Source organism: Actinomyces sp. MRS3W (assembly GCF_032465695.1).
In the GTDB taxonomy this organism is placed as follows: Bacteria; Actinomycetota; Actinomycetes; order Actinomycetales; family Actinomycetaceae; genus Actinomyces.
This window is the reverse complement of sequence record NZ_JAWDJJ010000197.1, coordinates 1-25236: the sequence shown is the minus strand read 5'-3', so window position 1 is coordinate 25236 and position 25236 is coordinate 1. Positions and strand designations below refer to the sequence as shown.

23 protein-coding genes are annotated in these 25236 nt (G+C 68.7%); 15 read left to right on the top strand and 8 right to left on the bottom strand.

What is annotated here, in order from left to right; translation table 11 throughout:
• Position 1: 1 nt before the first annotated feature.
• The gene (locus RWX45_RS07430) at positions 2-283 is read right to left on the bottom strand and encodes an exodeoxyribonuclease VII small subunit (RefSeq protein ID WP_316023097.1); all 282 of its coding nucleotides are present in this window, start codon (positions 281-283) and stop codon (positions 2-4) included.
• On the opposite strand from RWX45_RS07430, the gene RWX45_RS07425 reads away from it, so the two are divergent.
• Both RWX45_RS07425 and RWX45_RS07420 read left to right on the top strand, forming a co-directional pair.
• Positions 282-509, top strand: coding sequence for a hypothetical protein (locus RWX45_RS07425; protein WP_316023096.1), 228 nt, complete (start codon positions 282-284; stop codon positions 507-509). The genes RWX45_RS07430 and RWX45_RS07425 overlap by 2 nt on opposite strands.
• Positions 506-2218: a glycoside hydrolase family 32 protein gene (locus RWX45_RS07420; RefSeq protein ID WP_316023095.1), complete on the top strand. Its 1713-nt coding sequence runs from the start codon at positions 506-508 to the stop codon at positions 2216-2218. Before RWX45_RS07425 ends, RWX45_RS07420 begins: the two co-directional genes overlap by 4 nt.
• Positions 2219-2266: 48 nt before the next feature.
• Here RWX45_RS07420 and xseA read toward each other — a convergent pair whose 3' ends face one another.
• Complete coding sequence (xseA, locus tag RWX45_RS07415) at positions 2267-3622, bottom strand: exodeoxyribonuclease VII large subunit (RefSeq protein ID WP_316023094.1); 1356 nt, start codon at positions 3620-3622, stop codon at positions 2267-2269.
• Between the two features lie 85 nt (positions 3623-3707).
• Between xseA and RWX45_RS07410 the strand changes: the two genes are divergently transcribed.
• Entirely contained in the window at positions 3708-4751 is a 1044-nt protein-coding gene (locus RWX45_RS07410) for a 4-hydroxy-3-methylbut-2-enyl diphosphate reductase (RefSeq protein WP_316023098.1), read from the top strand.
• A gap of 172 nt (positions 4752-4923) precedes the next feature.
• On the opposite strand, the gene RWX45_RS07405 is transcribed toward RWX45_RS07410, so the two are convergent.
• Together RWX45_RS07405 and RWX45_RS07400 are read right to left on the bottom strand one after the other, a co-directional pair.
• The gene (locus RWX45_RS07405; protein WP_316023093.1) at positions 4924-5592 is read right to left on the bottom strand and encodes a hypothetical protein; all 669 of its coding nucleotides are present in this window, start codon (positions 5590-5592) and stop codon (positions 4924-4926) included.
• A 175-nt stretch (positions 5593-5767) separates the two neighbouring features.
• Positions 5768-6997: a DNA recombination protein RmuC gene (locus RWX45_RS07400; RefSeq protein WP_316023092.1), complete on the bottom strand. Its 1230-nt coding sequence runs from the start codon at positions 6995-6997 to the stop codon at positions 5768-5770.
• Between the two features lie 210 nt (positions 6998-7207).
• Between RWX45_RS07400 and ychF the strand changes: the two genes are divergently transcribed.
• Both ychF and RWX45_RS07390 read left to right on the top strand, forming a co-directional pair.
• On the top strand, positions 7208-8293 hold the full coding sequence (ychF, locus tag RWX45_RS07395; protein WP_316023091.1) for a redox-regulated ATPase YchF: 1086 nt from the start codon (positions 7208-7210) through the stop codon (positions 8291-8293).
• Between the two features lie 93 nt (positions 8294-8386).
• On the top strand, positions 8387-9445 hold the full coding sequence (locus RWX45_RS07390) for a hypothetical protein (RefSeq protein WP_316023090.1): 1059 nt from the start codon (positions 8387-8389) through the stop codon (positions 9443-9445).
• 9 nt (positions 9446-9454) lie between these two features.
• Here the strand turns inward: RWX45_RS07390 and RWX45_RS07385 are convergent, their stop codons facing one another.
• Entirely contained in the window at positions 9455-10684 is a 1230-nt protein-coding gene (locus tag RWX45_RS07385) for an AAA family ATPase (protein ID WP_316023089.1), read from the bottom strand.
• A 224-nt stretch (positions 10685-10908) separates the two neighbouring features.
• On the opposite strand from RWX45_RS07385, the gene RWX45_RS07380 reads away from it, so the two are divergent.
• The 3 genes from RWX45_RS07380 (at position 10909) to RWX45_RS07370 (ending at position 12050) form a co-directional block, all read left to right on the top strand.
• Positions 10909-11058, top strand: coding sequence for a type II toxin-antitoxin system RelE/ParE family toxin (locus tag RWX45_RS07380; protein WP_316023088.1), 150 nt, complete (start codon positions 10909-10911; stop codon positions 11056-11058).
• An 8-nt stretch (positions 11059-11066) separates the two neighbouring features.
• On the top strand, positions 11067-11423 hold the full coding sequence (locus RWX45_RS07375) for a HigA family addiction module antitoxin (protein WP_316023087.1): 357 nt from the start codon (positions 11067-11069) through the stop codon (positions 11421-11423).
• A 177-nt stretch (positions 11424-11600) separates the two neighbouring features.
• Entirely contained in the window at positions 11601-12050 is a 450-nt protein-coding gene (locus RWX45_RS07370) for a GNAT family N-acetyltransferase (protein ID WP_316023086.1), read from the top strand.
• Positions 12051-12107: 57 nt separating this feature from the next.
• Here the strand turns inward: RWX45_RS07370 and arfB are convergent, their stop codons facing one another.
• Positions 12108-12548: an alternative ribosome rescue aminoacyl-tRNA hydrolase ArfB gene (arfB, locus tag RWX45_RS07365; protein WP_316023085.1), complete on the bottom strand. Its 441-nt coding sequence runs from the start codon at positions 12546-12548 to the stop codon at positions 12108-12110.
• 34 nt (positions 12549-12582) lie between these two features.
• On the opposite strand from arfB, the gene RWX45_RS07360 reads away from it, so the two are divergent.
• Positions 12583-13545 carry a hypothetical protein gene (locus RWX45_RS07360; RefSeq protein WP_316023084.1) on the top strand — a complete coding sequence of 321 codons (963 nt, stop codon included), beginning with the start codon at positions 12583-12585 and terminating at the stop codon, positions 13543-13545.
• 123 nt (positions 13546-13668) lie between these two features.
• Here RWX45_RS07360 and RWX45_RS07355 read toward each other — a convergent pair whose 3' ends face one another.
• Positions 13669-14199, bottom strand: a complete 531-nt coding sequence (locus RWX45_RS07355; protein WP_316023083.1) for a DUF4256 domain-containing protein — start codon at positions 14197-14199, stop codon at positions 13669-13671.
• A gap of 348 nt (positions 14200-14547) precedes the next feature.
• On the opposite strand from RWX45_RS07355, the gene RWX45_RS07350 reads away from it, so the two are divergent.
• Positions 14548-15519 (top strand): diaminopimelate dehydrogenase, encoded by a 972-nt coding sequence (locus RWX45_RS07350; RefSeq protein WP_316023082.1) that lies wholly within the window; start codon positions 14548-14550, stop codon positions 15517-15519.
• Between the two features lie 24 nt (positions 15520-15543).
• Here RWX45_RS07350 and trpB read toward each other — a convergent pair whose 3' ends face one another.
• Complete coding sequence (gene trpB / locus RWX45_RS07345) at positions 15544-16902, bottom strand: tryptophan synthase subunit beta (protein ID WP_410050694.1); 1359 nt, start codon at positions 16900-16902, stop codon at positions 15544-15546.
• 108 nt (positions 16903-17010) lie between these two features.
• Between trpB and RWX45_RS07340 the strand changes: the two genes are divergently transcribed.
• The 5 genes from RWX45_RS07340 to RWX45_RS07320 all read left to right on the top strand — a co-directional run.
• On the top strand, positions 17011-17601 hold the full coding sequence (locus tag RWX45_RS07340; RefSeq protein ID WP_316023081.1) for a DUF1349 domain-containing protein: 591 nt from the start codon (positions 17011-17013) through the stop codon (positions 17599-17601).
• 81 nt (positions 17602-17682) lie between these two features.
• Positions 17683-21513 (top strand): DEAD/DEAH box helicase, encoded by a 3831-nt coding sequence (locus RWX45_RS07335; protein ID WP_316023080.1) that lies wholly within the window; start codon positions 17683-17685, stop codon positions 21511-21513.
• Positions 21514-21830: 317 nt separating this feature from the next.
• Positions 21831-23237: a glutamate decarboxylase gene (locus tag RWX45_RS07330; RefSeq protein WP_316023079.1), complete on the top strand. Its 1407-nt coding sequence runs from the start codon at positions 21831-21833 to the stop codon at positions 23235-23237.
• A 9-nt stretch (positions 23238-23246) separates the two neighbouring features.
• Positions 23247-24890, top strand: a complete 1644-nt coding sequence (locus RWX45_RS07325) for an amino acid permease (protein ID WP_316023078.1) — start codon at positions 23247-23249, stop codon at positions 24888-24890.
• 84 nt (positions 24891-24974) lie between these two features.
• The coding region (locus RWX45_RS07320; RefSeq protein WP_316023077.1) for a VOC family protein at positions 24975-25236 on the top strand (262 nt) is incomplete at its 3' end.

The window sequence follows — 25236 nt, the reverse complement described above, 5'->3', positions numbered from 1 at the left end:
GTTAAGAAGTGGGCGAGGCGGCAGTCGGGGTCGTGGAACCGGAGTCGGCCTCGGCGACGGCAGCGAGGCGGGCACGGGCGGCGTCGAGCCATGACTGGCAACGGGCGGCCAGGGCCTCGCCGCGCTCCCACAGGGCGAGAGCCTCCTCCAGAGGAACCTGACCGGCCTCCAAGCGCTGGACGACACCGACCAGCTGCTCGCGCGCCTGCTCGTACGGCAGGGAGGCGACATCGGCGTTGGCGTCGGAGGCTGCGACGGGTTCAGCGGGGGAGGGTGCACTCATGGCTCGATTCTTGCACGCGGGCGGCGGGGATGGGGCAGGGCTACAAACCGAGAATGTGGTACTGCCCGAGTCGCGCGCTACCGCGCGCCAGAAGCAGACGGAGGCGGAGTATATCCGGTGGGACGGGTACCTTGAGGACCTTGAGACCACGGGCCTGCCCCGCCTCATGGAGATCTATCAGGCGGCACTGGACCGCTACTACGAGGAACTTGACCAACGCTCATGACTACCGACGCCCCCACCGACGCCGCCCCGCAACCCCAGCCACGATCCTGGGCCGTGCCGCCCAATCGTCGGGTCGAGTGCGATCCCGCCGAGCAAGCTGCCCGCGCGGCGGCGGACCCGGCCCGGCCCCGCTGGCACGTGACCCCGCCCTGGGGGTGGCTCAACGACCCCAATGGGCTGAGCGTGTGGCCCGGGCCGGATGGTGCGCCGCTGGTGCACCTGTTCTACCAACACAACTCCCACGCGCCCGTGCACGAGCGCATCGAGTGGGGGCACCAGTACTCCGCCGACCTCATCCACTGGCACGACCTGCCGATCGCCCTGCGTCCCGGCGACGACGCCGATTCCGCGTCGGCGGGCCCCGACGCTGACGGCTGCTGGTCGGGGATCATCGTCGCCGATGAGCACGTGGATGCCTCCGGGAAACGGGTGACCGTACCCACCATGATCTACTCCGGCGCCTCCTCGCGCGCCACGCAGACCTGCTGCCTGGCCACCGCCGTCCCCGGCGACCCACTGCTGACCCACTGGGTCAAAGAAGCCGCCAACCCGGTCATCGACGCCGCCCCCGCCTCCACCGCGGGGCTGGTGGTGCCCGAGATGCGAGATCACTCCGCCTGGCGGGAAAACGGCCGCTGGTACCAGGTCATGGGCTCGGGCATTCCCGGGGCGGGGCGCGACGGCGCCCAGGCCGGCGCCGCCCTGTGCTTCTCCAGCGAGGATCTGCGTACCTGGACCTACGAGGGGCCGCTGGCCAGCGGCGACGGCGACGTAGCGGGAACCGGCAGCGTCTGGGAGTGCCCGGAGCTGGTACGCCTCGGGGACAGCGACATCCTGTTCGTCTCCGCCTGGCACAACTCGCGCACCCTGCGCTCGATGTGGATGACCGGGCAGCGTAGCGGCACCCGCATGGAGCTGGGGCTCACCGGCCGCTCGGATCTGGGGGAGAACTACTTCTACGCTCCCCAGTCCGTGCTGCTGCCCGACGGACGCCGCGTGAGCATCGGCTGGATGCAGCCCAACGCCGACCGTGAGCAGCGCCTGGCGGCCGGCTGGGCCGGCTCCATGTGCATCCCCCGCGAGGTGAGCCTCGCCGACGACGGCACCGTGCGCTTCGCCCCGATCGCGGAGGTCGAGACGTTGCGCCGCGACAAGCTCCTTGACCTGACAGACGGCGATGCCAGCACGGGCACGTCCGGGAATGGTGCGACAACCGGGGACGGGCAGCAGGGCGCGGTCCTGCGTGCGCAGCTGAAGGGCAACAGCCTGGATCTGGTGCTGACCGGCACCCTCACCGACGGCGTCGTCACCCTCGATCTGGGTGTGTCCGACGACGGCGCTCGCCGCACCCGGCTGCAGCTGGTCCGCCGTACCCCCACCGGGAGCGCCGGGCAGGCGGCCTGGACCGGTTGGCTGCGTCTGGACCGCTCCGCCTCGGCCGCCCCGGGCGCACCCTGGGCCGGTCCCGACCTGCGCGAACTGGCCGGACCGGTGCCGCTCGGCGAGGACGGAGCGGTGCACCTGCGGGTGCTGCTGGACCACTCCAGCCTGGAGGTCTTCGTCAACGGGCAGCCGCTGTCGGCGCGACTGGGAGTGGCTCCGGGCGACGACGGCGTCGTCGTCGATGCCCGCGCGCTCCAGAGCGCCCGCCTGGAGGCGTGGACCATGGCCGACGCCTACGCCGAGCGCCTCGACCCCGCCGGGGTCTGACCGCTTCTGACGACTCAGGCCGTGGCCCGGCCGTCGGCGCACGTGGGCTCAGGACGACGGCGCGGTGGGCTTGGTGGTGCCGACCACCTGGGCGACCATGCGCCCCTGGGCGAGCACGCCCTCGATGAGATCGCCCTTGGACAGTTGCTGGGCGGAGGTGATGATGCCGCCGCCGGGACTGCGCAGGATGGCGTAGCCCCGGTCCAGCACCCCTTGCGGGGACAGCGCCCGCAGCCGGGCGTGGTCGGCGTGCAGCTCCGCATGAGCCAGTGACAGGACGGAGGACAGCGCGCGGCGCATGCGGTCGCGAGCTAGGTCGAGCTCGGCGATGCGGTCGCGGACGATGAGGGTGGGGTCGGCCAATACCGGCCGGGCGCGCACCTGGTCCAGGCCCCGCTGCTCGGCGTCCAGGCGGGCGGAGACGACGGTGCGCATGCGCTCGCGGGCCTGATCCAGCCCCATGGTCTCCTCGGCCAGATCCGGCACGATGCGGCGGGCGGCGTCCGTCGGCGTCGAGGCCCGGTAGTCGGCCACCAGATCGAGCAGGGGACAGTCGGTCTCATGCCCGATGGCGGAGACAATGGGGGTGCGTGCGGCCGCGGCGGCCCGCACCAGGCCCTCGTCGGAGAAGGGCAGCAGGTCCTCCACGGCCCCACCGCCGCGGGCGACGACGATGACGTCGACCAGCGGGTCGGCGTCGAGCTCGCGGATGGCGGCGGTGACCTCCCGTACCGCCTGCGCCCCCTGGACGGCGACCTCACGAATCTCGAAGGGCAATCCGGCCCAGCGCAGACGGGCGTTGACGATGACATCGTCCTTGGCCTTGGCGTTGCGCCCGCACACCAGCCCGACCTTGCGCGGCAGGAATGGCAGCGGGTGCTTGCGTTCGGCGTCGAACAGGCCCTCGGCGGCCAGGACGCGGCGCAGTTGCTCAATGCGGGCCAAAAGGTCGCCGATTCCGACCGGGCGGATGTCGTCGGCGCGCAGCTCGAGGCTGCCGCGCTTGGTCCAAAAGCGCGGCTTGGCGTGGACGACGACGCGCGCGCCCTCGGTCACCTGCGCGCCGGTGGAGGCCTCAATGGCGGCCAGTTCGCGAGTGAAGACCGACACCGACATGGACATGTCGGCGTCGGCGTCACGCAGCGTGAGGTACTGCATGCCCGATCCCGGGCGGCGGTTGAACTGGACGATCTGCCCTTCGACCCACACGAAGGTCATCTTGTTGACGTACTCGTCGATTTTGGTCGACAGCAGTCGCAACGGCCAGGGGTTATCCGGCGTGGTCTCCCGGGCCAGGCGGGCCAGTGGCCGGTTCGCGCCGGCGGCGGGCGGGCCCAGGGGCGCCGTCCCGGATGCGTTGGCGGGCGTGTTGCGGCTGGGCGCGGAGTCGGTCACGTGCCCCACTGTGCCATGTCCAACGCCCTAGGGGCGTGTTCGTGGGGGAAGATCCTGTGGCACAGTGGTGGACGTGACGAGAACCGACACCGCCATGAACACCCCGGACGCGGCCGGACGGGATGCGACCGCGAGGCCCGGTAAGCGGATTCTGCTGGCCGCGCCGCGCGGCTACTGCGCCGGCGTGGATCGGGCGGTTGACGCCGTGGAGCAGGCGCTGGCCCACTACGGGGCGCCGATCTACGTGCGCAAGGAGATCGTCCACAACTCCTACGTCGTTGAGGCGTTGTCGCGGCGGGGTGCCGTGTTTGTCTCGGAGACGGATGAGGTGCCCGAGGGGGCGCGCGTCGTCTTCTCCGCCCACGGCGTGTCTCCCGCCGTGCACGCGCAGGCGGCGGCCCGCCACCTGCAGACGATCGACGCCACCTGCCCGTTGGTGACCAAGGTGCACAAGCAGGCGATCCGCTTCGCCAAGGACGACTACGACATCATCCTCGTCGGGCACTCCGGGCATGAGGAGGTCGAGGGCACCCAGGGCGAGGCGCCGGAGCATATCCAGGTGGTCAACGGCCCAAGCGATGTCGCCTCCATCCAGGTACGCGACCCGGACAAGGTCGCATGGATCAGCCAGACCACCCTGTCCGTAGACGAGACCCTGGAGACGGTGCGGCTTCTGCGGGAGCGCTTCCCCAACCTTCTTGACCCGCCCGGGGAGGACATCTGCTATGCCACCCAGAACCGACAGGGCGCCGTCAAGGCCATCGCTCCGCGGGTCGACGTCATGATCGTGGTGGGTTCGGGCAACTCCTCCAACTCCGTACGCCTCAAGGAGGTGGCTCTGGAGGCCGGCGTCCCCGCCGCCCACCGCGTGGATCACGCCGGTGAGCTGGAGGACTCCTGGTTCGACGGCGCGGACACCGTTGGGGTTACCTCCGGGGCGTCAGTACCGGAGATCCTGGTGCACGACGTCATCGAGCGTTTGGGCGAATTGGGCTTTAGTGAGGTGGAAGAAGTCCGCACCGCCACAGAGAAGATCACCTTTTCTCTACCCAAGAACCTGCGTGCCGATCTCAAGGCTGCGGGAGGTGACCAGGCCCCTCAGCGACGCCGCCGCCCCAGCCCGGACCACACGTGCTGAGGAGAAGGGCTACCGAATAAGCCTCCGCGCCGAGGGCTGAAATAGGTACTGCGCGGAGCCCGGCGGCCTGAGGCAAGCGCCGAGGCGTTGACGGTTACGAGGGCGTATCTGCGCGGTCAGCCAGTTGCAAGGGCATGCCCGCTATCGGAAACCGCTGGGGCGGCCCCAACGGTTAGCCGATAATTGCGGCCAGCTCCTCTGCATCGGCGTACACCCGCTCGAACGGGACGACCCAGACCGGGCCGTTCGGGCCGGTTACCCGCACCACCAGCTCCTCCTCCTGGAGGCATTCCAGGCGCGAGGCGGTGTCATCTCCTTGGGTCTGCCACGAGGGCTCTTCGGTCGGAATGACGTAACCACCCAGTGCGGGGGACGCCCAGCGCAGCAGGAGCACGCGGGCGCCGGCACTGGCCGGCACGGCAGGGTTGGTTGCCAGTGAGGAGGCGACGCCCTTGGCCGAGCCAATGCCGACGGCCTCAGCAAGTGCGCCGTAGGTGGTGCAGATGGCGGGCTGGTGGGCGACGAGTTTAGACATGGCCTGAGAGACGCGTTCACGCGCCGAGGAATCGGCGGCGGCGTCGGCAATGGCGCGTACGCGGGCGCCGGTGAGGTGGGCTGTCTCGGCTAGTTCGGCGGAGCTCAACCCGCTGGCGAGCCCACGCAGGATGAGGCCGTCACGTTCATCGCGCAGCGTACTGAGTTGATCCTGGAGCTGCTTCTGCCTGGCGGCAAGCGTGTTGAGGTGGCTGAGCACCGTGGCAGGATCGTCGCCGCCAGAGTCGTTCGTGAGGGCGGTGGCGTAGGCGTGGGACGGTGATCGGCTCGTGGTTACGGCTGTCATAGAGAGGGACCTCCACGTATCGCGGTCAGAGAGTAGAAGGATCCTATAGGACACGCCTGGGAAATCGCTACGCGTGTCCGCTGGATCGGGTTATACGGATAATATCAGGGAAGTGATTATACCGTGGCTGTTGCGATGTGGGGCTGTGATAGAGGCGTTGGGTGTCGGGGCGCGGTTACTCGGGGACGGTCGCCAGCTCGGGGCTGGTGAACTGTCTGACCTGGGCGTGATCCGGGGTGACCGGCGCCGGGGGGACGAGTCCGTCGCCGAGGGTTTCGAAGGTGCGGGCCGTGACGAGCAGCCGCGACTCCATGGACCCGACCGCCTTGTTATAGGCGGTCACCGACCGTGTCAGCGCCGTGCCGAGAGCGTCGAGGTGCTTGGCGACCGTGCCGAGTCGCTCGTAGAGCGTGCGGCCCAGGGCGACTAGCTCGCGGGCATCATCGTTGATTGCCGTGCGTGACCAGGCCGTGGCGCAGGTGCGCAACAGCGCGAGCAGCGAGGCAGGAGTGGTCAGGGCGACGCCGCGTTCCAGGGCATGTTCCATGAGTGTGGGGTCGGCTTCGAGCGCGGCGGCTAGGATCGGTTCGGCCGGCACGAACAGGACAACCAGCTCGGGGGAGTCGTGCAGGGTGCGGTCGTAGTGCCGGTCCGCCAGTGTATTGACGTGGGTGCGCAGCGCCTTGGCGTGCTCGGCCAGCAGTGTGGCGCGGCGCTGCTGTGCTTCCTGCCCGAGGGTGCTGCCGGAGGTACCAATGGCGGTGGCCTTGAGATAGGAGTCCAGCGGGACCTTGGCATCCAGGGCGAGGAATCCGTCCCCGGGCAGGTGGATGACGACGTCGGGCCGCGAGCGGGTACCGTCCCCCTCAACCTGGCCGGAGCCCTTGCGGCGACCCACGACGGAACTCACCGACTGCTGCTCCGCGAAGTCGATATGCCGCATCATCCCGGAGGCCTCTAGCACGCGGGCGAGCTCGACCTCGCCCCACACCCCGCGCGAGGAGCGCGAGCGCAGGGCGCCCTCAAGCGCCGTCGTTGTGCGTCGGAGCTCGCGATCCGACTCGGCGCTTGCACGCAGCTGCTCGGTGAGCGTGGCGTGCTGCGCGGCCCGCTGCTTCTCCATCTCCTCCACGCGGGCGCCGACCTGCTCCAGCTGGGTACGGACCGGGGCGAGGGCGCGTAGCACCGAGCCGTCGTGTTCGGCGCGTTCCTCGGCCGCAGCGGTACGGGCCGCGAGTTCTTCGGCGCGGGCGCGCCACTGGGCGGCCTCGGTGCGCAGCGCGGCGCTCTCATCGCGTCCGCCGGCGCGGGCGGTAGCGGCGCGGGCCACGGCCAGTGCGTAGCCGAGCGCCGTTCCGACGACGAGGCCGACCAAGAGCAGCAGGAGCGGGAGTGCGATGGACATACTTCCACTCTGTCATGCGCCACCGACACGAATAGCGGGTGCTTAACGTGGGTGGGCGATGTGCCGTCGAGAACCGCAGCGGGGTGCGTCGTTGGGAGCCCGGCACCCGGTGCGTCCTCGGGAGCCCGGCAGCCGGGTGCGTCGTCGTCGGCCGGGGCCTTGATGACCGGCCGTACGGTCCTACTGCCCCGACTCATCTACACTCGCCCCGTGGCACTCACTATCGGAATCGTCGGACTGCCCAACGTCGGTAAGTCGACCCTGTTCAACGCCCTGACCCGGGCGACCGTCCTCGCAGCGAACTACCCCTTCGCCACGATCGAGCCGAATGTCGGCGTCGTCCCCCTGCCCGACCCGCGGCTGTACACGCTGGCGGAGATGTTCCACTCCCAGAAGATCGTGCCCGCCACGGTTTCCTTCGTCGACATCGCCGGGATCGTGCGCGGCGCCAGCGAGGGGGAGGGACTGGGCAATCAGTTCCTCGCCAATATCCGTGAGGCCGATGCCATCTGCATCGTCACCCGTGCCTTCGACGACCCCGACGTCGTCCACGTGGCCGGCAAGGTCGAGCCCGCCAGCGACATCGAGACGATCGCCACCGAGCTCATGCTCGCCGACATCCAGACCTTGGAGAAGGCCATCCCGCGGCTGGAGAAGGAGGTGCGCGGCAAGAAGACCGATCCTGCCGTCCTCGAGGTGGCCCGGGCTGCGCTCAAGGTGCTCGAGGAGGGCGACCTGCTCTCGGCGTCCGCGGCGGGCAAGGCGTTGGACGAAGAGATCCTGCGCGGCTTCCAGCTCATGACCACCAAGCCCTTCATCTACGTGTTCAATATGGACGACGCCGGCATGCACGATGCTGCCCGCCAGCAGGAACTCGGCGCGCTGGTGGCCCCGGCGGAGGCGGTGTTCCTCGACGCCCAGTTCGAGGCCGAGCTGGTGGAGCTGGAGCCGGACGAGGCTGCGGAGATGCTGCACGAGAACGGCCAGGACGAGTCCGGCCTGGACAAGCTGGCGCGCGTCGGCTTCGACACGCTGGGCCTGCAGACCTTCCTGACGGCGGGGGAGAAGGAGTCGCGCGCCTGGACCATCCATAAAGGCTGGACCGCGCCGCAGGCAGCCGGCGTCATTCACACCGACTTCGAGAAGGGCTTCATCAAGGCTGAGATCGTCTCCTACGACGACCTTGTCGAATACGGCTCCATGGCCGAGGTCCGTGCCCACGGCAAGGTCCGCATGGAGGGCAAGGACTACGTTATGGCCGACGGCGACGTGGTCGAGTTCCGGTTTAACGTGTAGTGACGGACAGCGCGGTTGTCGCGGCAGTCGCTGAGTGTGCGGCGACGGTCGCTTCGGCGTGGTGAGAGGAGGGATATGGGGTCGCGTTTGGGCGTGATTGTGCAAAGTGGTTCTGGATGGGAGTTGTATTACGACCACTGGGCAGCTCAGACACTCGGCGCTGATATCGCACTCGACGGTTTCGAGGCCACACTGGCTCGGGTGCGCCGGATGGAACCCATGGGCGTCGATTCTCCAAGCGATTGGACCAATGCGCCGTGGATTGAGGGGAGTCTCTTGATCGATCTGACGTCAAGAACCATCGTTTGGGCGGAGGAGAGCGAGGCGGCCTACCTTCCGCGCCTCATCAATGCGGTGGTCGAAGCAACCTGGCCGGGCTGGCAGTCGATCTGGTCCGCAGAGGGGACACGGGGTGTGCTTCGCGCCGCCGGGGTGGATCCGACAACCATCTTTCCCGAACCTGAGTCTGTCAGCATGTCGATGAACGACTACTCATGGTTCGGTCCCTGGGATGAATCCAACCCCACTGACGTTTTCTCGGCGGTACTTGAGGATGGCGAACAGCTTCAGTGGCATGCGTATGGCTGTTTGGAAGTGGTCGCTGAACTCGGCCCCGGCGGGATGCACCGCGTCGCGTTGGAGGTGCGTGAACGCTCGTACGCGGGTGACGCCCTGTTGTGTAACAACCAGCCGCGTAAAGGCCCGCCGGAGACGGGGGTGCACATCGACTTCCGCAGGAAGGTATTGCGATGGTGGTCATTGGCGGACGACGACGAGGGGCTTGACGCATTCCGGCTGCTGTGGCCTGGATGGGTAATCGAGTCAATGGGCGACGACTACGAGTGGCACGAGCGATTGATGCGGTGCTCGCTGCGCGATTGGCGAGAGGACGTCCAGCAGTGTCGCGAACGGTTACGACGCGATATTGAACAGGGCGAGCGTCCTAACCCAGCGGTCGACATGGTTCAGGCCTTGGCGGCCAGGGGAGCAAAGATGACGGTTTTTTCCCATACGCTGAACTTCGTCCCTGCAAGTCGTGGTGTGGGAAGCACAGCGGCAATGGCGCTGCTCGATGAGCTGGAGCAAGGCGGCGCCCTTCCACCAGCGAGGTTCATCGACCGGAATGGACGGGTGAAGGCGCCGTCGCGCTGACGCGCGCCGTTACCAGGGCCAGTCCGAGGTTAGATAGGCCTCGATGGCTCGATGCCGGAAACCATAGGGACGGCCGCGGTGGATGATGCGCCGAGAGCTGTCCAGACGCTGTGCCGTCGGGCCGGCGTCGGTGCTGCGCGTGTACCCCATACCTTGGGCGATGCGGGCGAGCGTGCGTTCCTCGGGCGGTAGTTTGGCCATGGTCTCAAGGAACTGGCGCTCGCGGGCGGGAAGGCGATCCAGGATGCGCTGTACATGCGCCTCGGCCTCGGCGGCGGCGTCGTGCCACCCGGTCCGCACATCGTCGGCAGTGATGAGGTTGCTGGTGCCCGCGTACCAGGCGCGTTCGCCTGCGAGTTGAAAGAGGAAGGGCTCTCCGCAGGACAACTCCACAATGGCGCGCTGGGCAGCGGGTTCCATGAATACTGGATCCGTCCCGCCTGCATTGTTGTTGACCGGCCAGCCCTCGGCGACGAAGGGTTGCAGTGCCGTCATGAGGTCGCCGTCGTCGAGCGGATCGAGGATGGTAGTGCGGAAGCGCCGGGCGAACGTCGCGCCTGTGCGGGCGCCGGCCATATCGGCGAACTCCGGTAGCCCGGTTAAGTAGACGGCGATCGGCAGGGAACGTTCGATCATACGGTTTCCCGGGGCGCGGACCGCTTCTTCATGGGTCAGGGCATCGCCCAGGGCGACGAGTAGCTGTGAGCGGGCATTGTCGTCGGTGATGTTTTGAACCTCATCAACATGAAGGAGAACCATGACGTTCCTGCGTCGCATCGCTTCCCGACCAACTTCAATGATCAGATCGGTCAGTGAAGTGTAGGCATCCGGGCCCCGCCCCGTTCGTAATGACAGGGAAATGCCAGAGGCTGCGACGGTTTCGACTCGCCCGAGTAGATCTGTGATGCGACGTTCCCGGGCGGAGCCGAGTCCCGCGGTTGAAGCCAGTTCAAGTAGTTCGGCGGCAAGCCGCTTGAGGGGGTCGGTCCCGGAAGGGATGCGGATCTGGGGCGTGACCCAGTCGCCTGCCGCAGCCGCCTCGCGGGCGATTCGGCGAACGAGCGACGATTTCCCTGAACCCGCCTCGCCAAGAATGGTGCGGCCCCGCTCGTGAATGCCGGACAGGCGTCGAGGTCGTAGGGCATCGCGCCAGTCGCTGAGGTACGCCGTACGGCCGGCCCACACCTGGGGCACGGTGTCGGAGCCTGGGCTGAAGGGTGAGTCGAGCGGAGTCCTCACGTTGATAAGTTTATCAGCGGCCCCGAGCCTTGATAAGTTTATCAACGGCTGAGGTCGGTGTCGGTGCGTTCCGGTGGACCGTGAGGGGGCATGGCGTTCCAGTCGGCGGCTGCAACATTCGGGTGATCGCATTGCGTGGGGCTCTGCATGCTGAGTTGCTCGTAGCTCGTGAGGGCGGACGCCTGTATGGTCGTGCATGATTCACTCGTACGGCATCGATCACGATGCCCCGAGTCCGGCCCGGGAATCACCTGGAAGCGTTGAAGGGCGATCACAAAGGTCAGCACAGCATCCGGATCAACGACCAGCGGCGAGTCTGCTTCGTGTGGACCGACGCAGGACCCGAGAACGTGATCATCGAGGACTACCACTGAGGTGCACCATGACTGACAAGCTCTATGCCCCGATCCATCCGGGCGAGGTCCTGATGGAGGACTACATTGATGCCTTCGGCATCACGCAGCACAAACTCGCCGTGTCGATCGGCGTGCCCCCGCGTCGGATCAACGAGATCGTGCACGGCAAGCGGGCGATTACCGCGGATACGGCGCTGCGCCTGGGCCGCTACTTCGGCGTCGAGCCGCAGTTCTGGCTCAACCTGCAGTCGCGGTATGAGCTGGAGCTGGCGGAAGCTCGCGCCGCCGAATACGCGGGCAAGTTGACGACGTCGCGCAGGCGGAGTGTCAAAATCCCTGAAAAACGTGGCTATGGTATCCGTAGCCGTCTCGGGGATCGTTGAAATAGCAACGTTTCGCTACGCACTGCGAGACGACCGGACGGCGTTTGTCAGGGATTTTGACAACCAGAGGGGTATTACTCGCGCCGTGCGCCGTGCGCCGTGCGCCGTGCGGCCGGCCCACGCCTGGGGCCGGTGTCGGTGCGTTCCGGCGGACCGCGGGTGATGCATGCTCGGGGCGTGAGCGAGTTGAGGTATGAGACGGACCGTGGCGTCGTCACGCCCGCACAGATTGAGGGAATGTTCGTTGGGTGGCCGAATCCTCCTAGCCCGCAGCAGCTCGTCGCCGTCATGGATGGCAGCTACCGGCGCGTCTGGGCGCTGGATGGCGACCGCGTCGTCGGCTACATCAACGCCATCAGCGACGGCGTGCTCAACGCCTTCATCCCGTGGCTTGAAGTTCACCCCGACTATCAGGGCCGGGGAATCGGTGCGGAACTGGTGCGCCGGCTGGTGGCGCAGCTGGGCGACACGTATGCCGTCGACCTGTGCTGCGATCCGGAAATGCTGCCGTACTACGAGAAGCTGGGTTTCATACGGCTGGCAGGGGCGGGGATGCGCAATCCTCACGCGATCGCATGCGGAGTCCGCTCTGAGGTGCCGACGGCGAGCCCGAGGTGGTGCCCGTGATGGCCCGCGATCGGCCGCGGCTGCCGCTCGGCGAGCGCTGCTCGCCCTCCCATCGCGTCATTCGCCGGGCGGTCTGCGTCGGAGTTGCTTGAGCTCCGCGCGCCGTCGCTTGGCCGCTAGCCGACGGCGTTGGGAGCCGCGGGTGGGATTGGTCGCCCGGCGCGTCACTGGCGGAGCCAAGGCTCCCCGCAGCAGCGCCGCCAGGCGTTCCCGCGCCGCCATCCGGTTGCGGTACTGGGAGCGGTGCTTGGTAGCGGTCACCGTGAGCACCGTCCCGTTCAGGCGCTCGCTCAGGTTCTGCAGGGCTCGCTGACGCTGCCGCTGGTCAAGCGCCGTCGTCGTCGCCAGGTCCAGGCTCAACTGGACGCGCGAGTCCGCGGTGTTGACCCCCTGCCCACCCGGGCCGGAGGCGTGCGTGAAGTATTCGTCCAGCTCCGACGCCGGAACCGTCAGCCCCCGTGGGCAGCCCGGACCGGGCGTGATGAACAGGTCCTGCATGCCACCAGTGTGCGACGGGCATACGCTGACGCGCATGTCATCGGTCCAGCAGATCCCACCCGTCTTCACCGTCGCGGGTCGGCACGCGCTGAGCCTGGTGGCCCGCGAGGCCCGCGCCGACGGCATCCGTGAGGTCCTCGTCCCCCACGTTGTCTGCCCCACCATGGTCATCCCCTTCGAGCTGGAGGGCATGCGCGTCAGGACCGTCGCCTGCGTCCCCTCTGGCGTGCTCGATCCGAACGCGCTCGGCGACGCGCTCGCCGACAGTGATCGCCCACCGCTCATTCTGCATGCGGAGACCTTCGGCAACCACGCCGACGCCGCCCTGACCGCCGCCCTCACCCGCGCCCGGTCGGCCGGTGCACGCGTCGTCGTCGACGCCACCCACACGGCGCTGGAACGCGCCGAAGAGCTGCTGGCCGGCTCCGACGCCGCGGAACGCTTCACCGCGAAGGCTCCCCGCCTCGATGCCGGAGCGCCGCCCGCCGACTACGTGATCGCCAGCCTCCGCAAGCTCCTGCCCATTCCTCTCGGCGGCGTCGCCTGTGGCCTCAAACGCCGGCCGGAACTCGCCTGGGACGACCTGGACGACGATCTGCTCGCCGTCGCAAATGCAGCCCGGCGCCACCCCGATGCCCCCGCACTCGCCGACGGCGTCGAAGAACTCCTCGACCTCGCTTGGACACCTGCGCCCATGCCGGGCCCGTACCGAGGCCGGCTTGCCGCCCCGGGACTCGACGCTGAAATTGCTCGCCGTCGCGAGCGCCTGGCTCGCCTCCACGACGCCGTCGCCGGACTCGACGTCATCAACCCCGGGGCCGCCTACCCGCCGGTGATCGCCCACCCGCGGGCGGCCGCGATTCGGGAGGCGCTCGCCCGCGCGGGGCTCCCGGTGCCGCTGCACTGGGACGGCGTCACCAACGAACTCGTGGCCCTGCCCAACGACCCGCGGGCGGTGGGCATTGTGCGCCGCGTCGCCGGGCGGGCGCTGCACTAGGCGTCCGCGGTAGGCGAGGCGAGTAGAAGCCAGAACTTGGACGTTGCTTCGTCGCCTCCAAGGCAGCGAAGATACCGCGACTGCCTACGGCTTCACGCGGATGCGCGTTGCAGCTGCCAACGGCTACACCCGCAGGACACCGCGCCAGCCGCGCGCGCCGTAGTAGGAGTCGGCGCCGTTGTGATAAATGAACACTCGGCCGAAGCGCCGGTCGCCGAACAAGGCGCCGCCCAGGGAGCGCACCTCCGGCGGCGTCGCCAGCCAGGTCGAGGTTTTCAGGTCGAACTCCCCGAGGCTTTGGAGGTGGCGATACTCGGTCTCGCCCATGAGCTCGACGCCGATCGACGCCGCCTCGCCCGCGGCGCTGCCCCGCGGCGGATTCTTCCTGCGGGAGCACAGTGCCTCCTCGTCCAGGCACAGGCTGCGCCTGCCCGCGGGCGTCTCGGGCGAGCAGTCGTAGAAGGTGAAGGTGTCCGCCTCGGCGTCGTAGCCGACGACGTCGGGCTCCCCGCCCGTGTCCTCCATGTGCCTAAGCGCAGCTAATGCTTCGGGGTGGTCGGCCAGGCGCGCGGCGACGTCGCCCCAGGCGATGCCCTCGTGCCGGCGCGGGTGCTCCTCGAAGCGGGCTCTGAGCACCTCGACCATGCTGTCCATGCTGTCCCTTTCCGTCGTGCTGAGCCGAAGACCGGGCACATTGTCCCCTATGCGCCCGCGAAACGGCGTCTTCCTGCCCGGCGCGACTGTGAGGTGGTGGCCGCGCCGGTCTGTCGAAGTCATGGGCTAGCCGTCGGGCTCATAGGTTAGCCGTCGAAGTCATAGACAGGGCGTATGACCTGGATGGTTAACCTGTGCACTCGACGGCTAACCCATGCGTTCGCCGTGCGTGCGACGCCCCGAGGCCCCCGCGGGTCGCTGCTGCAGGGCCGCCTGTCGGCCTGTCACGCGACGGCAACACGGCTGGTCTCTAGGATCGCCCCCGTAGCACACACACCAGGAGGACTCATGATCAGGGTAGCGATCAACGGATACGGCAACCTCGGGCGCGGTGCCGAGCAGGCCATCAGCAAGAACGAGGACATGGAGCTCGTCGTCGTCTTCACCCGGCGCGACCCGGCCACGGTGACCACGGCCGGCGCCCCGGTCGCCCACGTGGATGACATGGCCGAGTGGGCCGACAAGATCGACGTCTGCCTCAACTGCGGTGGGTCCGCCACCGACCTGACCGAGCAGACCCCGGCCGCCGCCGCCCTGTTCAACGTGGTTGACTCCTTCGACACCCACGCCCGCATCCCCGAGCACTTCGCCGCCGTCGACGCCGCCGCCAAGGCCTCCGGGCACGTCGCCCTCATCTCCACCGGCTGGGACCCGGGCCTGTTCTCCATGCTGCGAGTACTGGGCGAGGCCGTCCTGCCCGACGGCGCCACCACCACCTTCTGGGGGCCCGGCGTCTCGCAGGGGCACTCCGACGCGCTGCGGCGCATCGACGGCGTCGTCGACGCCAAGCAGTACACCCGGCCGGTTCCGGAGACCGTCGCCGCGGTCAAGGCCGGCGACGACGTCGAGCTGACCACTCGCTCCATGCACACGCGCGACTGCTACGTGGTGGCCGCCGAGGGCGCCGACCTGGCCCGCATTGAGCGGGAGATCAAGGAGATGCCCAACTACTTCGCCGACTACGACACCACCGTCACCTTCATCACCGCCGAGCAGATGGCCGCCGAGCACGCCGGCATCCCGCACGGCGGCACCGTCATCCGCCGCGGACACACTTCCGACGGCGTCGCCGAGACCGTGAACTTCGAGCTCCAGCTCGACTCCAACCCGGAATTCACCGGCTCCGTGGTCGCCGCCATGGGGCGGGCGGTAGCGAAGCTGGCCGCACGCGGCGAGTCCGGAGCCCGCACCGTCTTCGACGTGACGCTCGCCGACCTGTCGCCGCAGTCTCCGCAGGACCTGCGCGCCCACTACCTGTGAATCGGGACCGGGGCCGGTCCGCGCTCAGGCATGATAGTCGACGGCGTGACCGGCCTCGCGCCGGTTGGAGTCGGCCGTCATGTCGTGTAGGACCTCGGAGACGCGAATGTCCCCCACCGGCACCTGCGCCGGGTCCTCGAACAACAGGTCGCCCAGGATATTGCCGACGTACTCCATGTCCTTGTCGCCCCGGCCGGAAAGATTGACCAGAATGTTCAGCTCCTCGCCGCTGCTCTCGGCCTGCTCGGCCAACTCGAGGGCGTAGGCGAGGGCGTGCGCGCTCTCCAGCGCCGGAATGATGCCCTCGTAGCGCGAGAGCATGCGGAACGCCTGCAGCGCCTCGGCGTCGCTCATCGCCACGTACTGGGCGCGGCCGCTATCCATGAGATAGGCGTGCTCCGGGCCGACCCCGGGGTAGTCCAACCCGGCCGAGATTGAGTACGACTCGCCGACCTCGCCGTCGGCGCCGCGCAGCACGTAGGAGCGCGACCCGTGCAGCAGCCCCACCTGGCCCCGGTTGAGCGGGGCGCCATGCCGCCCCGTCTCCAGCCCCTCTCCGGCGGGCTCGACGCCGATGAGCCGCACCGCCTCATTGCCGGGCTCGTCCTTGAGGTACTCCGCGAAGGAGCCGATCGCGTTTGAGCCCCCGCCCACCGAGGCGACGACGCAGTCGGGCAGCCGACCCGTGCGCTGAAGCATCTGCGCCCGCGACTCCCGGGAAATAACGGACTGGAACTCCCGCACCAGAGTCGGGAAGGGGTGCGGCCCGCAGGCGGAGCCGAGCACGTAGTGAGTGGTGGCAAGATTCTGTCGCCAGTCGCCCAGGGCCACGTCGATGGCGTTGGACATCGACCCGCCGTCGGCATTGGTGACGGGGACGACGTTCGCCCCCATCATGCGCATCCGACGGACGTTGGGCTGCTGGCGGGCGACGTCGGTGGCGCCCATGTAGATGGTGCACTCCATACCCATCAGCGCGGCCACCATCGCGGTGGCGGTGCCGTGCTGCCCGGCGCCGGTCTCCGCAATAAGCCGCGTCTTGCCCAGCCGCCGGGCGATCAGTGCCTGGGCGAGCACCTGGTTGCCCTTATGGGCGCCGCCGTGGCACAGGTCCTCCCGCTTGAGGAACAGGCGGACCCGGCCGCGGCCGTGACCGGGCAGGGGCAGGTTGGCGCATTCGGTGATCGGGGTGGGGCGGCCCAGGTACTCCCGCTGCAACCGGTCGAGCTCGCGGGCGAACTCCGGATCGGCGATGGCCTCCACATAGGCGCGTTCAAGCTCGTCGAGCACGGGTAGCAGCTCGTCGGGGACGTACTGGCCGCCGTACTGGCCGAAGTAGGCGCTGATCAGAGTCTCGCGAGCCGCCGGGGAGTCCGTGGTCATAGCTGTGCCTTTCGCAGTGACATGCGCGTCGATGCCGATTATCGCCCTCCACGGGGGCTGCGTGTCACCCGGCCGCCGAAGAATCTGTGATCCCGGTAGGCTACCGGCATGACGACGCTCACCTGGTCCGACGGGCACTGGCTCAACCCTCCTGCTGCTGTTGAGGAGAAGGACGGCACGCTCCTGGTCACGGCCGTGGAGAAATCAGATGCCTGGCGTCGCACCGGGTACGGCTTCACCGTCGACACCGCGCACGCCCTGCTGGCTCCGCTCGCCCAGGACAGTGCGATGGAGGTGGACCTGACCGCGGCCTTCACCGAGAACTTCGATCAGGCCGGCATTATGGTGCGCGTTGACGCCGAGAACTGGGTCAAGGCCGGGGTCGAGTTCTCCGACGGCGCCTGCCAGCTTGGTGCCGTCGTCACGGCCGGCAGCTCCGACTGGTCCGTGGGCCCGGTGCCCGACTGGCAGGGTAAGCGCGTGCGCATCCGCGTTAGCCGCAAAGGGGACGCGCTCACCATGCGTGCGGGGCTCATAGCGCCCGACGGCACCGCTGCCCTGCGCATGGTGCGATTGCTGCCCTTCCCCGAGGACGCCGTCGCCGAAGCTGGTCCCTTCCTGTGCGCCCCCAGCCGGGCCGGGCTCACCGTCCCGTTCCATGCCTGGCGGGTCACCGAGGCCGACGCCTCACTCCACTGAAAACTCGCGAATACTCGCTTCCCGACGGCGCACGCCAGAACCGGTTCGCATGGTGTCGGACCCCGTCCGTATGGTGGGGGCATGGCTCGAGAGATCACTCCCGATGACTGGCCCGCCCGCGTGACCGATACGCAGATTCGGTCCGTGGTCGGCACTGCGGCCTTCCGGCGCGGCAGCCGTTACGCGGACGAGCGCCGGGTCACCGGTGTGTCGTTGTCGGGCAATGCCGAGATCCTTGCTGGAACGGTGCGTGGGTCATACGGGAACACCTACCAGACCATGATCTACGCCCGGCTATCGGGTGCGCGTGCGGGCTGGTCCGGAACCTGCTCGTGCCCGGTGGGCGGGAACTGCAAGCACACCGCGGCTCTGGTCCTGACGGCCCGCCGTCAGGCGAAGGCCGCCGCGGCCCCTCCTGGCGACGCCGACTGGGAGCGCCGCCTGACCCATTTGCTGCGTGTCCCAAACAACGCCCGCCGCGCGGTCGCCATCGAGATCGCCGATGGCGCCGCCTCCGGCGGCTACTCCGCGCACTATGGCGGCAGTGTCTATGGCGGCGACTTCCGCTCGGGCGCATCCCATGCGGGCGGTTTGCGTCTGCGTCCGCTCATCGCCGGCAAACGCGGCTGGATCAAGCAGGGCATCTCCTGGCGCGGCATTGTGAACGGGGACCTGACCGGCGAGGTCACCCCGGACGCCCTGGGCGCCTTGACCGAGCTGGCCGTCATGGACCCGTATGCAGACTTCTATTACACCGACTCCACCATCGACCTGGCCACGCTGCCGGCGCGCGTCTGGGATGCGCTGCGCCGTGCCGTCGCCGCCGGAATCACGCTGACGACAGCGCAGCGCGGCGGCAAGACGGTGCGCATCCTGCCCGGGCTGCAGGCCGGCATCGGCGTCAAGCGGCAGAAGGACGGCACCGCCCTGATCGGTCCGTCACTGGATCTGGGGGCGGTTGAGGGGCTCGTGCTCGGAAAAGGGCGCAGGCCCAAGGCCCGGGCCCTGGGCAACCCCGCCCACGGCTACGCCATGCCGAGCCCCGACGGCTCCCTCAACCTCATGCCCCTGGAGCCGCCGCCGGGTGAGGTCCTGGGCCGACTGCTGGGACGCAACGAGCGGATCACCGTCCCCGCCGCGGACGTGGAGCGCTTCGAGACCAAGCACCTGGCGCGGCTCGCCACCTCCCTGCCCATCGTCGAGCTAGACCCCACCCTGACCGTCCCGGACCCGGGCGCGCCCGTCGCCGTGCTGCACGTGCGCGTGGATGCCGCACGGCACCGCGCCGAAACCTCCTGGTCCATCCGCTACATGACGGCGGAGGGGGCCAGCCGCGGCGAGATTGCCATCGGCAGCCTCTCGGAGGTGATGTCCGGGTCCTTGCCACCGGAATGGGATCGGTCGGTTGGCACGTCAGCGGCGGGGGCTGACGGTGGCGCCGCGACCGGTGGCCCGACGTCGACTCGGGAGCCCGGCTCCGCGCGCCGTTCCCATCGGGCCCCCGCAGCCCGGGACGCCACCGCGGAGGACGCCCTCGCCCGCCGCATTATCGACGCCTGCATGCCCCTGGCGCCCGTGCTCGGCCGGCTGTGGCAGCCGGGCAGCTTCGAGTCCATGAGCACCGCCCGCCTCATGACCCAGGCCCTGCCCGCGCTGGAGGCGGTCGACGGCGTCGTCGTCGAGGTGACGGGCGAGGTGCCCGACTACCGCGAGGTGGATGAGACCCCGCTCATCACCACCGACGTCGCGGACGACGACGCCGGACCCGACTGGTTCTCCCTGCGGGTGCGGGTCAAAGTCGGGCAGGAGGAGGTGCCCATCGAACGCCTCATGACGGCGGTCGCCACCGGCGCCGAGGAAGTACTGCTCGACTCCGGCGCCTGGATCAACCTGGCCGACCGTCCCGAGATCGTGCGCCTGGCCCGGCTCATGGAGGAGGGCCGGGACCTGCGCGACCCCGACGCCGGCGATGCCGGTCGCCTCACCGTCACCCCGTTCCAGGCTGGCCTGTACGCCGAGTTGGTGGAACTCGGCGTCATCGGGGAGGCGACCGCGCGGTGGCGCGCAGGAGTTGAGCGTCTGCTGGCGGTTGTCGCGGCGGCCGAGCGTGCAGCCGGGGAAACGGGGGCGGACTCGCCCGCTGTCACGGCGGGGGCGGGCGGTGACGCCGCCGCGGGAAAGACCGCAGGCAACCCAGCGTACAGCGATGCCGCTGCGGGGTCTGCGTCCGCAGCGGACGCGGCCGACGTCCTGCAGGCGCCGGTACCCGCCGGCCTGCACGCCACGCTGCGCCCCTACCAGCTCGACGGCTACCGCTGGCTGGCCCTGCTGCAATCCACCGGGCTGGGCGGGATACTCGCCGACGACATGGGCCTGGGCAAGACGGTCCAGGTGCTCGCCGTGATCCAGCACTTGGTCGAGGCGCGTGAGGCGAGCAGCGCGGAGACGGCGGCGGAAGTCGGCGACCTCGGCGCGGAGCTGCGGGGGTTGAAGGCGACCGCCCCGGCGCCCGGCTCCCCGGCGTCTGGCTCCCAGGCGTCGGAACCCCCGGCGCAGGAGGCGCCGGTGCTCGTGGTGGCGCCCACGAGCGTCGTCGGCGCGTGGGCGGAACAGGCCGCCCGCTTCTGCCCCGGGCTGCGGGTGCGCACCGTCACCCGCACCGGCACCAAACGCGGCGAGGACCTGGAAGCGATCCGGGCCGACGCCGACCTCGTGGTCACCAGCTACACCATCGCCCGGATCGAGGAGGAGGACTTCGCGGCTGCCCCCTGGGCATGGGTGGTGCTGGATGAGGCGCAGTTCGTGAAGAACCACAATGCGGTGACCTACAAGGCCATACGGCGCCTGCGCACGCCGTCGCTGGTGGCCATCACCGGCACGCCGCTGGAGAACTCGCTGATGGACCTGTGGAGCCTGCTGTCGATCACGGCGCCCGGCCTGCTGCCCGGTCCCGAGCGCTTCAGCCAGGTGTACCGACGGCCCGTCGAGCACGGCGATGACGCCGTCCTGGCGCGCCTGCGCGCCCGGATCCGGCCCTTCCTGCTGCGGCGGACCAAGGAAGACGTCGCCGCCGACCTGCCCGCGAAGACCGAGCAGGTGCTCCCCGTGGAGCTGGGGGCCGCGCACCGGCGCGCCTACGACCGACGGCTGGCGCGCGAGCGGCAGAAGGTGCTGGGCCTGCTCGAGGAGGACACCGCGCAGTCGCGGTTCACGGCACTGAAATCGCTGACGCTTCTGCGGCAGATGGCCCTCGACCCGGCCCTGGTCGAGGCCGCTGCAGACCACAGGCGCAAGCCCACCGCCAAGGTGGAGGCGCTGCTGGAGACGCTGCGGCCAGTTGTTGCCGAGGGACACAAGGCGCTCGTATTCAGCCAGTTCACGCGGTACTTATCCGGGGTGCGCGAGCAGCTGGAGGCCGAGGGTATCCGCACCGTCTACCTCGACGGGACGACCACCAATCGGCAGGAGGTCATCGACGATTTCCGGGCCGGGCGGGCCGACGCTTTCCTTATCTCCCTCAAAGCGGGCGGCTTCGGCCTCAATCTCACCGAGGCCGACTACGTGTTCCTGCTGGACCCGTGGTGGAACCCGCAGGCCGAGGAGCAGGCGGTCGACCGCACCCACCGCATCGGCCAGGACAAGCCCGTTATGGTCTACCGGCTCGTGTCCACCGGCACCATTGAGGAGAAGGTCATGGCCCTCAAAGAGAAGAAGGCGGAGCTGTTCGCGCGCGTGGTCGAGGGAACGGACGACGTCGTCGCAGACGGCACGACGGACAGCGCAGCGACCGGTACCGGGGCGGGCGGAGTCCGAGCCGGGGAAGCCGGGGTGGGCGCCGCCTCCGGTGCGACGCCGGCCAGTCGCGCTCGGTTGACCGCCCAGGAGATCCGCGAACTCATAAGCGCGAGTTGATCCTCGGGCCAATTCACGGAGCCGGGGCGCGCGGCGCGAAGGCGGGGGCTTCGTGACAGCCGCTGTTGTGCAGGGCAATCAGCTGGCGCGCATCATATTCCCGCGCGATTTCCAGCATTTTCTCATTCCAATGTTGGCGTCTGGGAGTAAACAGGAATTCTGGCCATTTTAGGGTTGGTAGAGCAATTATTGCGCCTGGCTGTGAAATATAGCTCAGAAGGTTGCAAATAGTGGGCGATAAGTGAATTCGCATGGCGTGTGATATGTCGCGGGTGAACACTGGCAAACGATGGTCATCTACCGGAGGAGGTTCCGCCATGCCACTGTCTCACTGCAATGAATCCGCCGCTGCGGACCCGGGCAATAGCGAGCTCAACCCGCTGTTCGCCCGGCCCGGCGAGGCCTATGACTTGCCGAAGTATCGCTTCCCCGCCGGGGAGGCGCTGCCCGAGACCGCCTATCAGGTGGTCCATGACGAGGCCATGCTCGACGGCAACGCCCGCCTCAACCTCGCCACCTTCGTCAGCACCTGGATGGACGAGCGCGCCGACCGCCTCTACCTGGAGGCGGCCGACAAGAACATGATCGACAAGGACGAATATCCGCGCACCGCGGAGATCGAGACCCGCTGCTGGACGATGCTCGCGGATCTGTGGCACGCCCCGGACCCGCGCCACACTATCGGCACATCAACGATCGGTTCCTCCGAGGCCTGCATGCTCGGCGGACTCGCCCTCAAGCGCCGCTGGCAGCAGGCCCGCCGCGCCGCAGGCAAGCCCACCGACAGGCCCAACCTGGTCATGTCCAGCGCGGTGCAGGTGTGCTGGGAGAAATTCTGCAACTACTTCGACGTCGAGCCGCGCTTCGTGCCCATCACTGAGGAGCACAAGGTCCTCGATGGGCACGGCCTGGAGGACTACGTCGATGAGAACACCATCGGCGTCGTCGCCATTATGGGTGTGACGTACACCGGAATGTATGAGCCGGTTGCCAAAATCGCCCAGGCGCTCGATGCCCTCCAGGAGCGCACCGGACTGAATGTGCTCATTCACGTCGACGGCGCCTCGGGCGCCATGATCGCGCCATTCATTCAGCCCGATCTCAACTGGGACTTCAGAATCGATCGGGTGGCGTCCATCTCGACCTCCGGGCACAAATATGGGCTCGTCTATCCCGGCATCGGCTGGGTGGTGTGGCGCGATGCGGCCGCCCTCCCCGAGGAACTCATCTTCGAAGTCTCCTACCTGGGCGGGCAGATGCCGACCTTCGCCCTCAACTTCTCCCGCCCCGGCGCCCAGGTGCTGCTCCAGTACTACATGTTCCTGCGGCTCGGCTTTGACGGCTACCGGCGGGTGCAGGCCAACAGCCGCGACGTCGCCCGCTACCTGGCCGATCAGGTCGCGGACATGGGGCCCTTCAATCTGTGGAATGACGGCTCCGATATCCCCGTATTCGCCTGGCGACTGCGTGCCGGCCACACCGACACGTGGAACCTGTACGACTTGTCCGACCGGTTGCGCATGAAGGGCTGGCTGGTTCCCGCCTATCCGATGCCGGACAACCTCACCGACGTCACCGTCCAGCGAATCGTCGTCCGCAATGGGCTCAGCCACGACCTGGCCGACGCCTTCCTTGAGGACATGCGCACCGAGGTCGCCTACCTCGACCGGCTCGACGGGCCACTGCCCCACGAGTCGGACCGTCCCGCCGCTTTCCACCACTGAGGGGTCGACATGTCCAGCAAAACCTCCGCCGCCTCCGGCAACGCCTCCGTCCACCCGCCCGCCGGCACGCTCGGGGACCTGCCCGCATCCGGCGGCACCGCTCGCGGCAGGACCGTGCCCGCCGACGACGCGTCCGCCGCCGCAACGCGGCCGAGCGCCTCGATGAGCGTGTTCAACTTGGCCATGCTCACCGTCGTGGCCGTGGCCTCGCTGCGTTCGCTGCCCGCCATGGCCGGCTACGGGCTGGCCTCGGTGCTGCTCTACATCATTCCCGCCCTCTTCTTCCTGGTGCCGACGGCGCTCGTGGCCGCCGAGCTCGCCACCGGCTGGAAGGGCGGGGTGTTCGTCTGGGTGCGCGAGGCCTTCGGTGAGCGCTGGGGCTTCGTGGCCATTTGGCTGCAATGGGTGCAGAACGTCGTGTGGTACCCCACCCAGATCGCCTTCATCGCCGTGAGCCTGTCCTATGTGGTGGGCCGCGATGGGCTGGCGAACAACGGGGTGTACGTGGCCGCCGTCATCATCGTGCTCTACTGGGTCTCCACCCTCATCACCCTGGCCGGCGGCAACCTCTTCGCCAGGGTGGGTTCGTGGAGCGGCATCATCGGCACACTCTTCCCGGCGCTGCTGCTCATCATCTTCGGTGCCATCTGGCTGCTCACCGGCACGCCCTCCCAGACTGAGTTGACGGCGTCGGCCATGCTGCCGCCCTGGACGGGCCTGGCCTCGATCGTGCTCATCGTGTCCAACGTGCTCGCCTACGCGGGTATGGAGGTTAACGCGGTCCACGCCAATGACCTGGCCGACCCCGGCCGCGGCTACCCGCGCACCGTGCTGATCTCGGCGACCGTCATCCTGGCGATCTTCATCCTGCCGACCTTGGCGATCGCCGTCGCGGTCCCCAAGGCCAGCCTCGGGGTAGTGGACGGCATCAACCTGGCCTTCCAGACCTTCTTCGACCACTGGCACCTGGCCTGGGGCACCCCGGTGATCTCTCTGCTCATTGCCCTGGGCGCCTTCGCCTCGGTGGTGACCTGGATTGCCGGACCGTCCAAGGGTCTGCTCGCCGCCGCCCGCACCGGCCTGCTGCCGCCACTGCTGCAACGGCGCAACCAGGCGGGCGTACAGCGCTCAATCCTCGTGCTGCAGGGCGTCATCGTGACGATTCTGGCGCTGCTGTTCGTGGTCATCCCCAACGGCAACACCGCCTTCGTCACGCTCATCGACATGGCGGCTGCGCTCTACCTCATCATGTACATGATGCTGTTCGCCGCCGCCATCCGCCTGCGCGCCACCCGCCCGCAGGTGCGGCGCACCTACCGCACCCCGGCGATGGGGCTGGTGGCCGGCGTCGGCTTCGTGGCCTGCGCGGTGGCCTTCGTGCTGTCTTTCGTCCGCCCGTCGGGGTTCACCGGTTTGGGCACGGTGGGCTACGCCCTCGTGGTGGGTCTGGTCATTGTGGTCCTGGGTGTGCCGCCGCTCGTCTTCTACGCGCTGCGTCGGCCCAGTTGGCGGCTTGAGCCCGACCACGCCGTCGGCGACTCCATCCTGGTCAACCCGCCGCAGCCTCGGGGCCGCCTGGGCGGAGACGACCCTCGCGCCGCTCGGCGCGGCCTGCGGGCGGCATCCAAACGCCCTGGCGACCGTCCCCTGTAGCGGTCCGGTCGCGGCTCACCGGTTGACCAGTGGAGTGGTCGTGCGGTCGGCAGCTGCGCCGTCGTCACCCGGCCACACCGCCTCATGCTCCCGGCCACAGTCCGGAGAGTCGAATCACCCGTGGGTCCCGCCGCCGTTTGCCAACGACAGCGGGATCCACGGGTGCATGATGCGCACATGCGCGTCACCGGCATCGACCACCTCGTTCTCACCGTTGCCTCGATCCCTGCCACCGTCGACTTCTACACACGCGTCCTCGGCCTGGAGGCGTTCACGTTTGACGGTGGTCGAGTCGCCTTGCGACTGGGGGAGCAGAAACTCAACCTCCACCCCGCCGCCGCCCCAC

Excerpts from the sequence above, each read along its gene's own strand:
- RWX45_RS07410 (WP_316023098.1), top strand. The coding sequence starts at position 3,708 with ATGAACACCCCGGACGCGGCCGGACGGGATGCGACCGCGAGGCCCGGT.
- RWX45_RS07380 (WP_316023088.1), top strand. The coding sequence starts at position 10,909 with ATGCCCCGAGTCCGGCCCGGGAATCACCTGGAAGCGTTGAAGGGCGAT.
- arfB (WP_316023085.1), bottom strand. The coding sequence starts at position 12,548 with ATGCAGGACCTGTTCATCACGCCCGGTCCGGGCTGCCCACGGGGGCTG.
- RWX45_RS07400 (WP_316023092.1), bottom strand. The coding sequence starts at position 6,997 with ATGTCCATCGCACTCCCGCTCCTGCTGCTCTTGGTCGGCCTCGTCGTC.
- RWX45_RS07420 (WP_316023095.1), top strand. The coding sequence starts at position 506 with ATGACTACCGACGCCCCCACCGACGCCGCCCCGCAACCCCAGCCACGA.
- RWX45_RS07355 (WP_316023083.1), bottom strand. The coding sequence starts at position 14,199 with ATGGACAGCATGGTCGAGGTGCTCAGAGCCCGCTTCGAGGAGCACCCG.
- RWX45_RS07335 (WP_316023080.1), top strand. The coding sequence starts at position 17,683 with ATGGCTCGAGAGATCACTCCCGATGACTGGCCCGCCCGCGTGACCGAT.
- RWX45_RS07340 (WP_316023081.1), top strand. The coding sequence starts at position 17,011 with ATGACGACGCTCACCTGGTCCGACGGGCACTGGCTCAACCCTCCTGCT.
- RWX45_RS07405 (WP_316023093.1), bottom strand. The coding sequence starts at position 5,592 with ATGACAGCCGTAACCACGAGCCGATCACCGTCCCACGCCTACGCCACC.
- RWX45_RS07325 (WP_316023078.1), top strand. The coding sequence starts at position 23,247 with ATGTCCAGCAAAACCTCCGCCGCCTCCGGCAACGCCTCCGTCCACCCG.
- RWX45_RS07430 (WP_316023097.1), bottom strand. The coding sequence starts at position 283 with ATGAGTGCACCCTCCCCCGCTGAACCCGTCGCAGCCTCCGACGCCAAC.
- RWX45_RS07425 (WP_316023096.1), top strand. The coding sequence starts at position 282 with ATGGCTCGATTCTTGCACGCGGGCGGCGGGGATGGGGCAGGGCTACAA.
- RWX45_RS07350 (WP_316023082.1), top strand. The coding sequence starts at position 14,548 with ATGATCAGGGTAGCGATCAACGGATACGGCAACCTCGGGCGCGGTGCC.
- RWX45_RS07330 (WP_316023079.1), top strand. The coding sequence starts at position 21,831 with ATGCCACTGTCTCACTGCAATGAATCCGCCGCTGCGGACCCGGGCAAT.
- trpB (WP_410050694.1), bottom strand. The coding sequence starts at position 16,902 with ATGACCACGGACTCCCCGGCGGCTCGCGAGACTCTGATCAGCGCCTAC.
- RWX45_RS07375 (WP_316023087.1), top strand. The coding sequence starts at position 11,067 with ATGACTGACAAGCTCTATGCCCCGATCCATCCGGGCGAGGTCCTGATG.
- RWX45_RS07360 (WP_316023084.1), top strand. The coding sequence starts at position 12,583 with ATGTCATCGGTCCAGCAGATCCCACCCGTCTTCACCGTCGCGGGTCGG.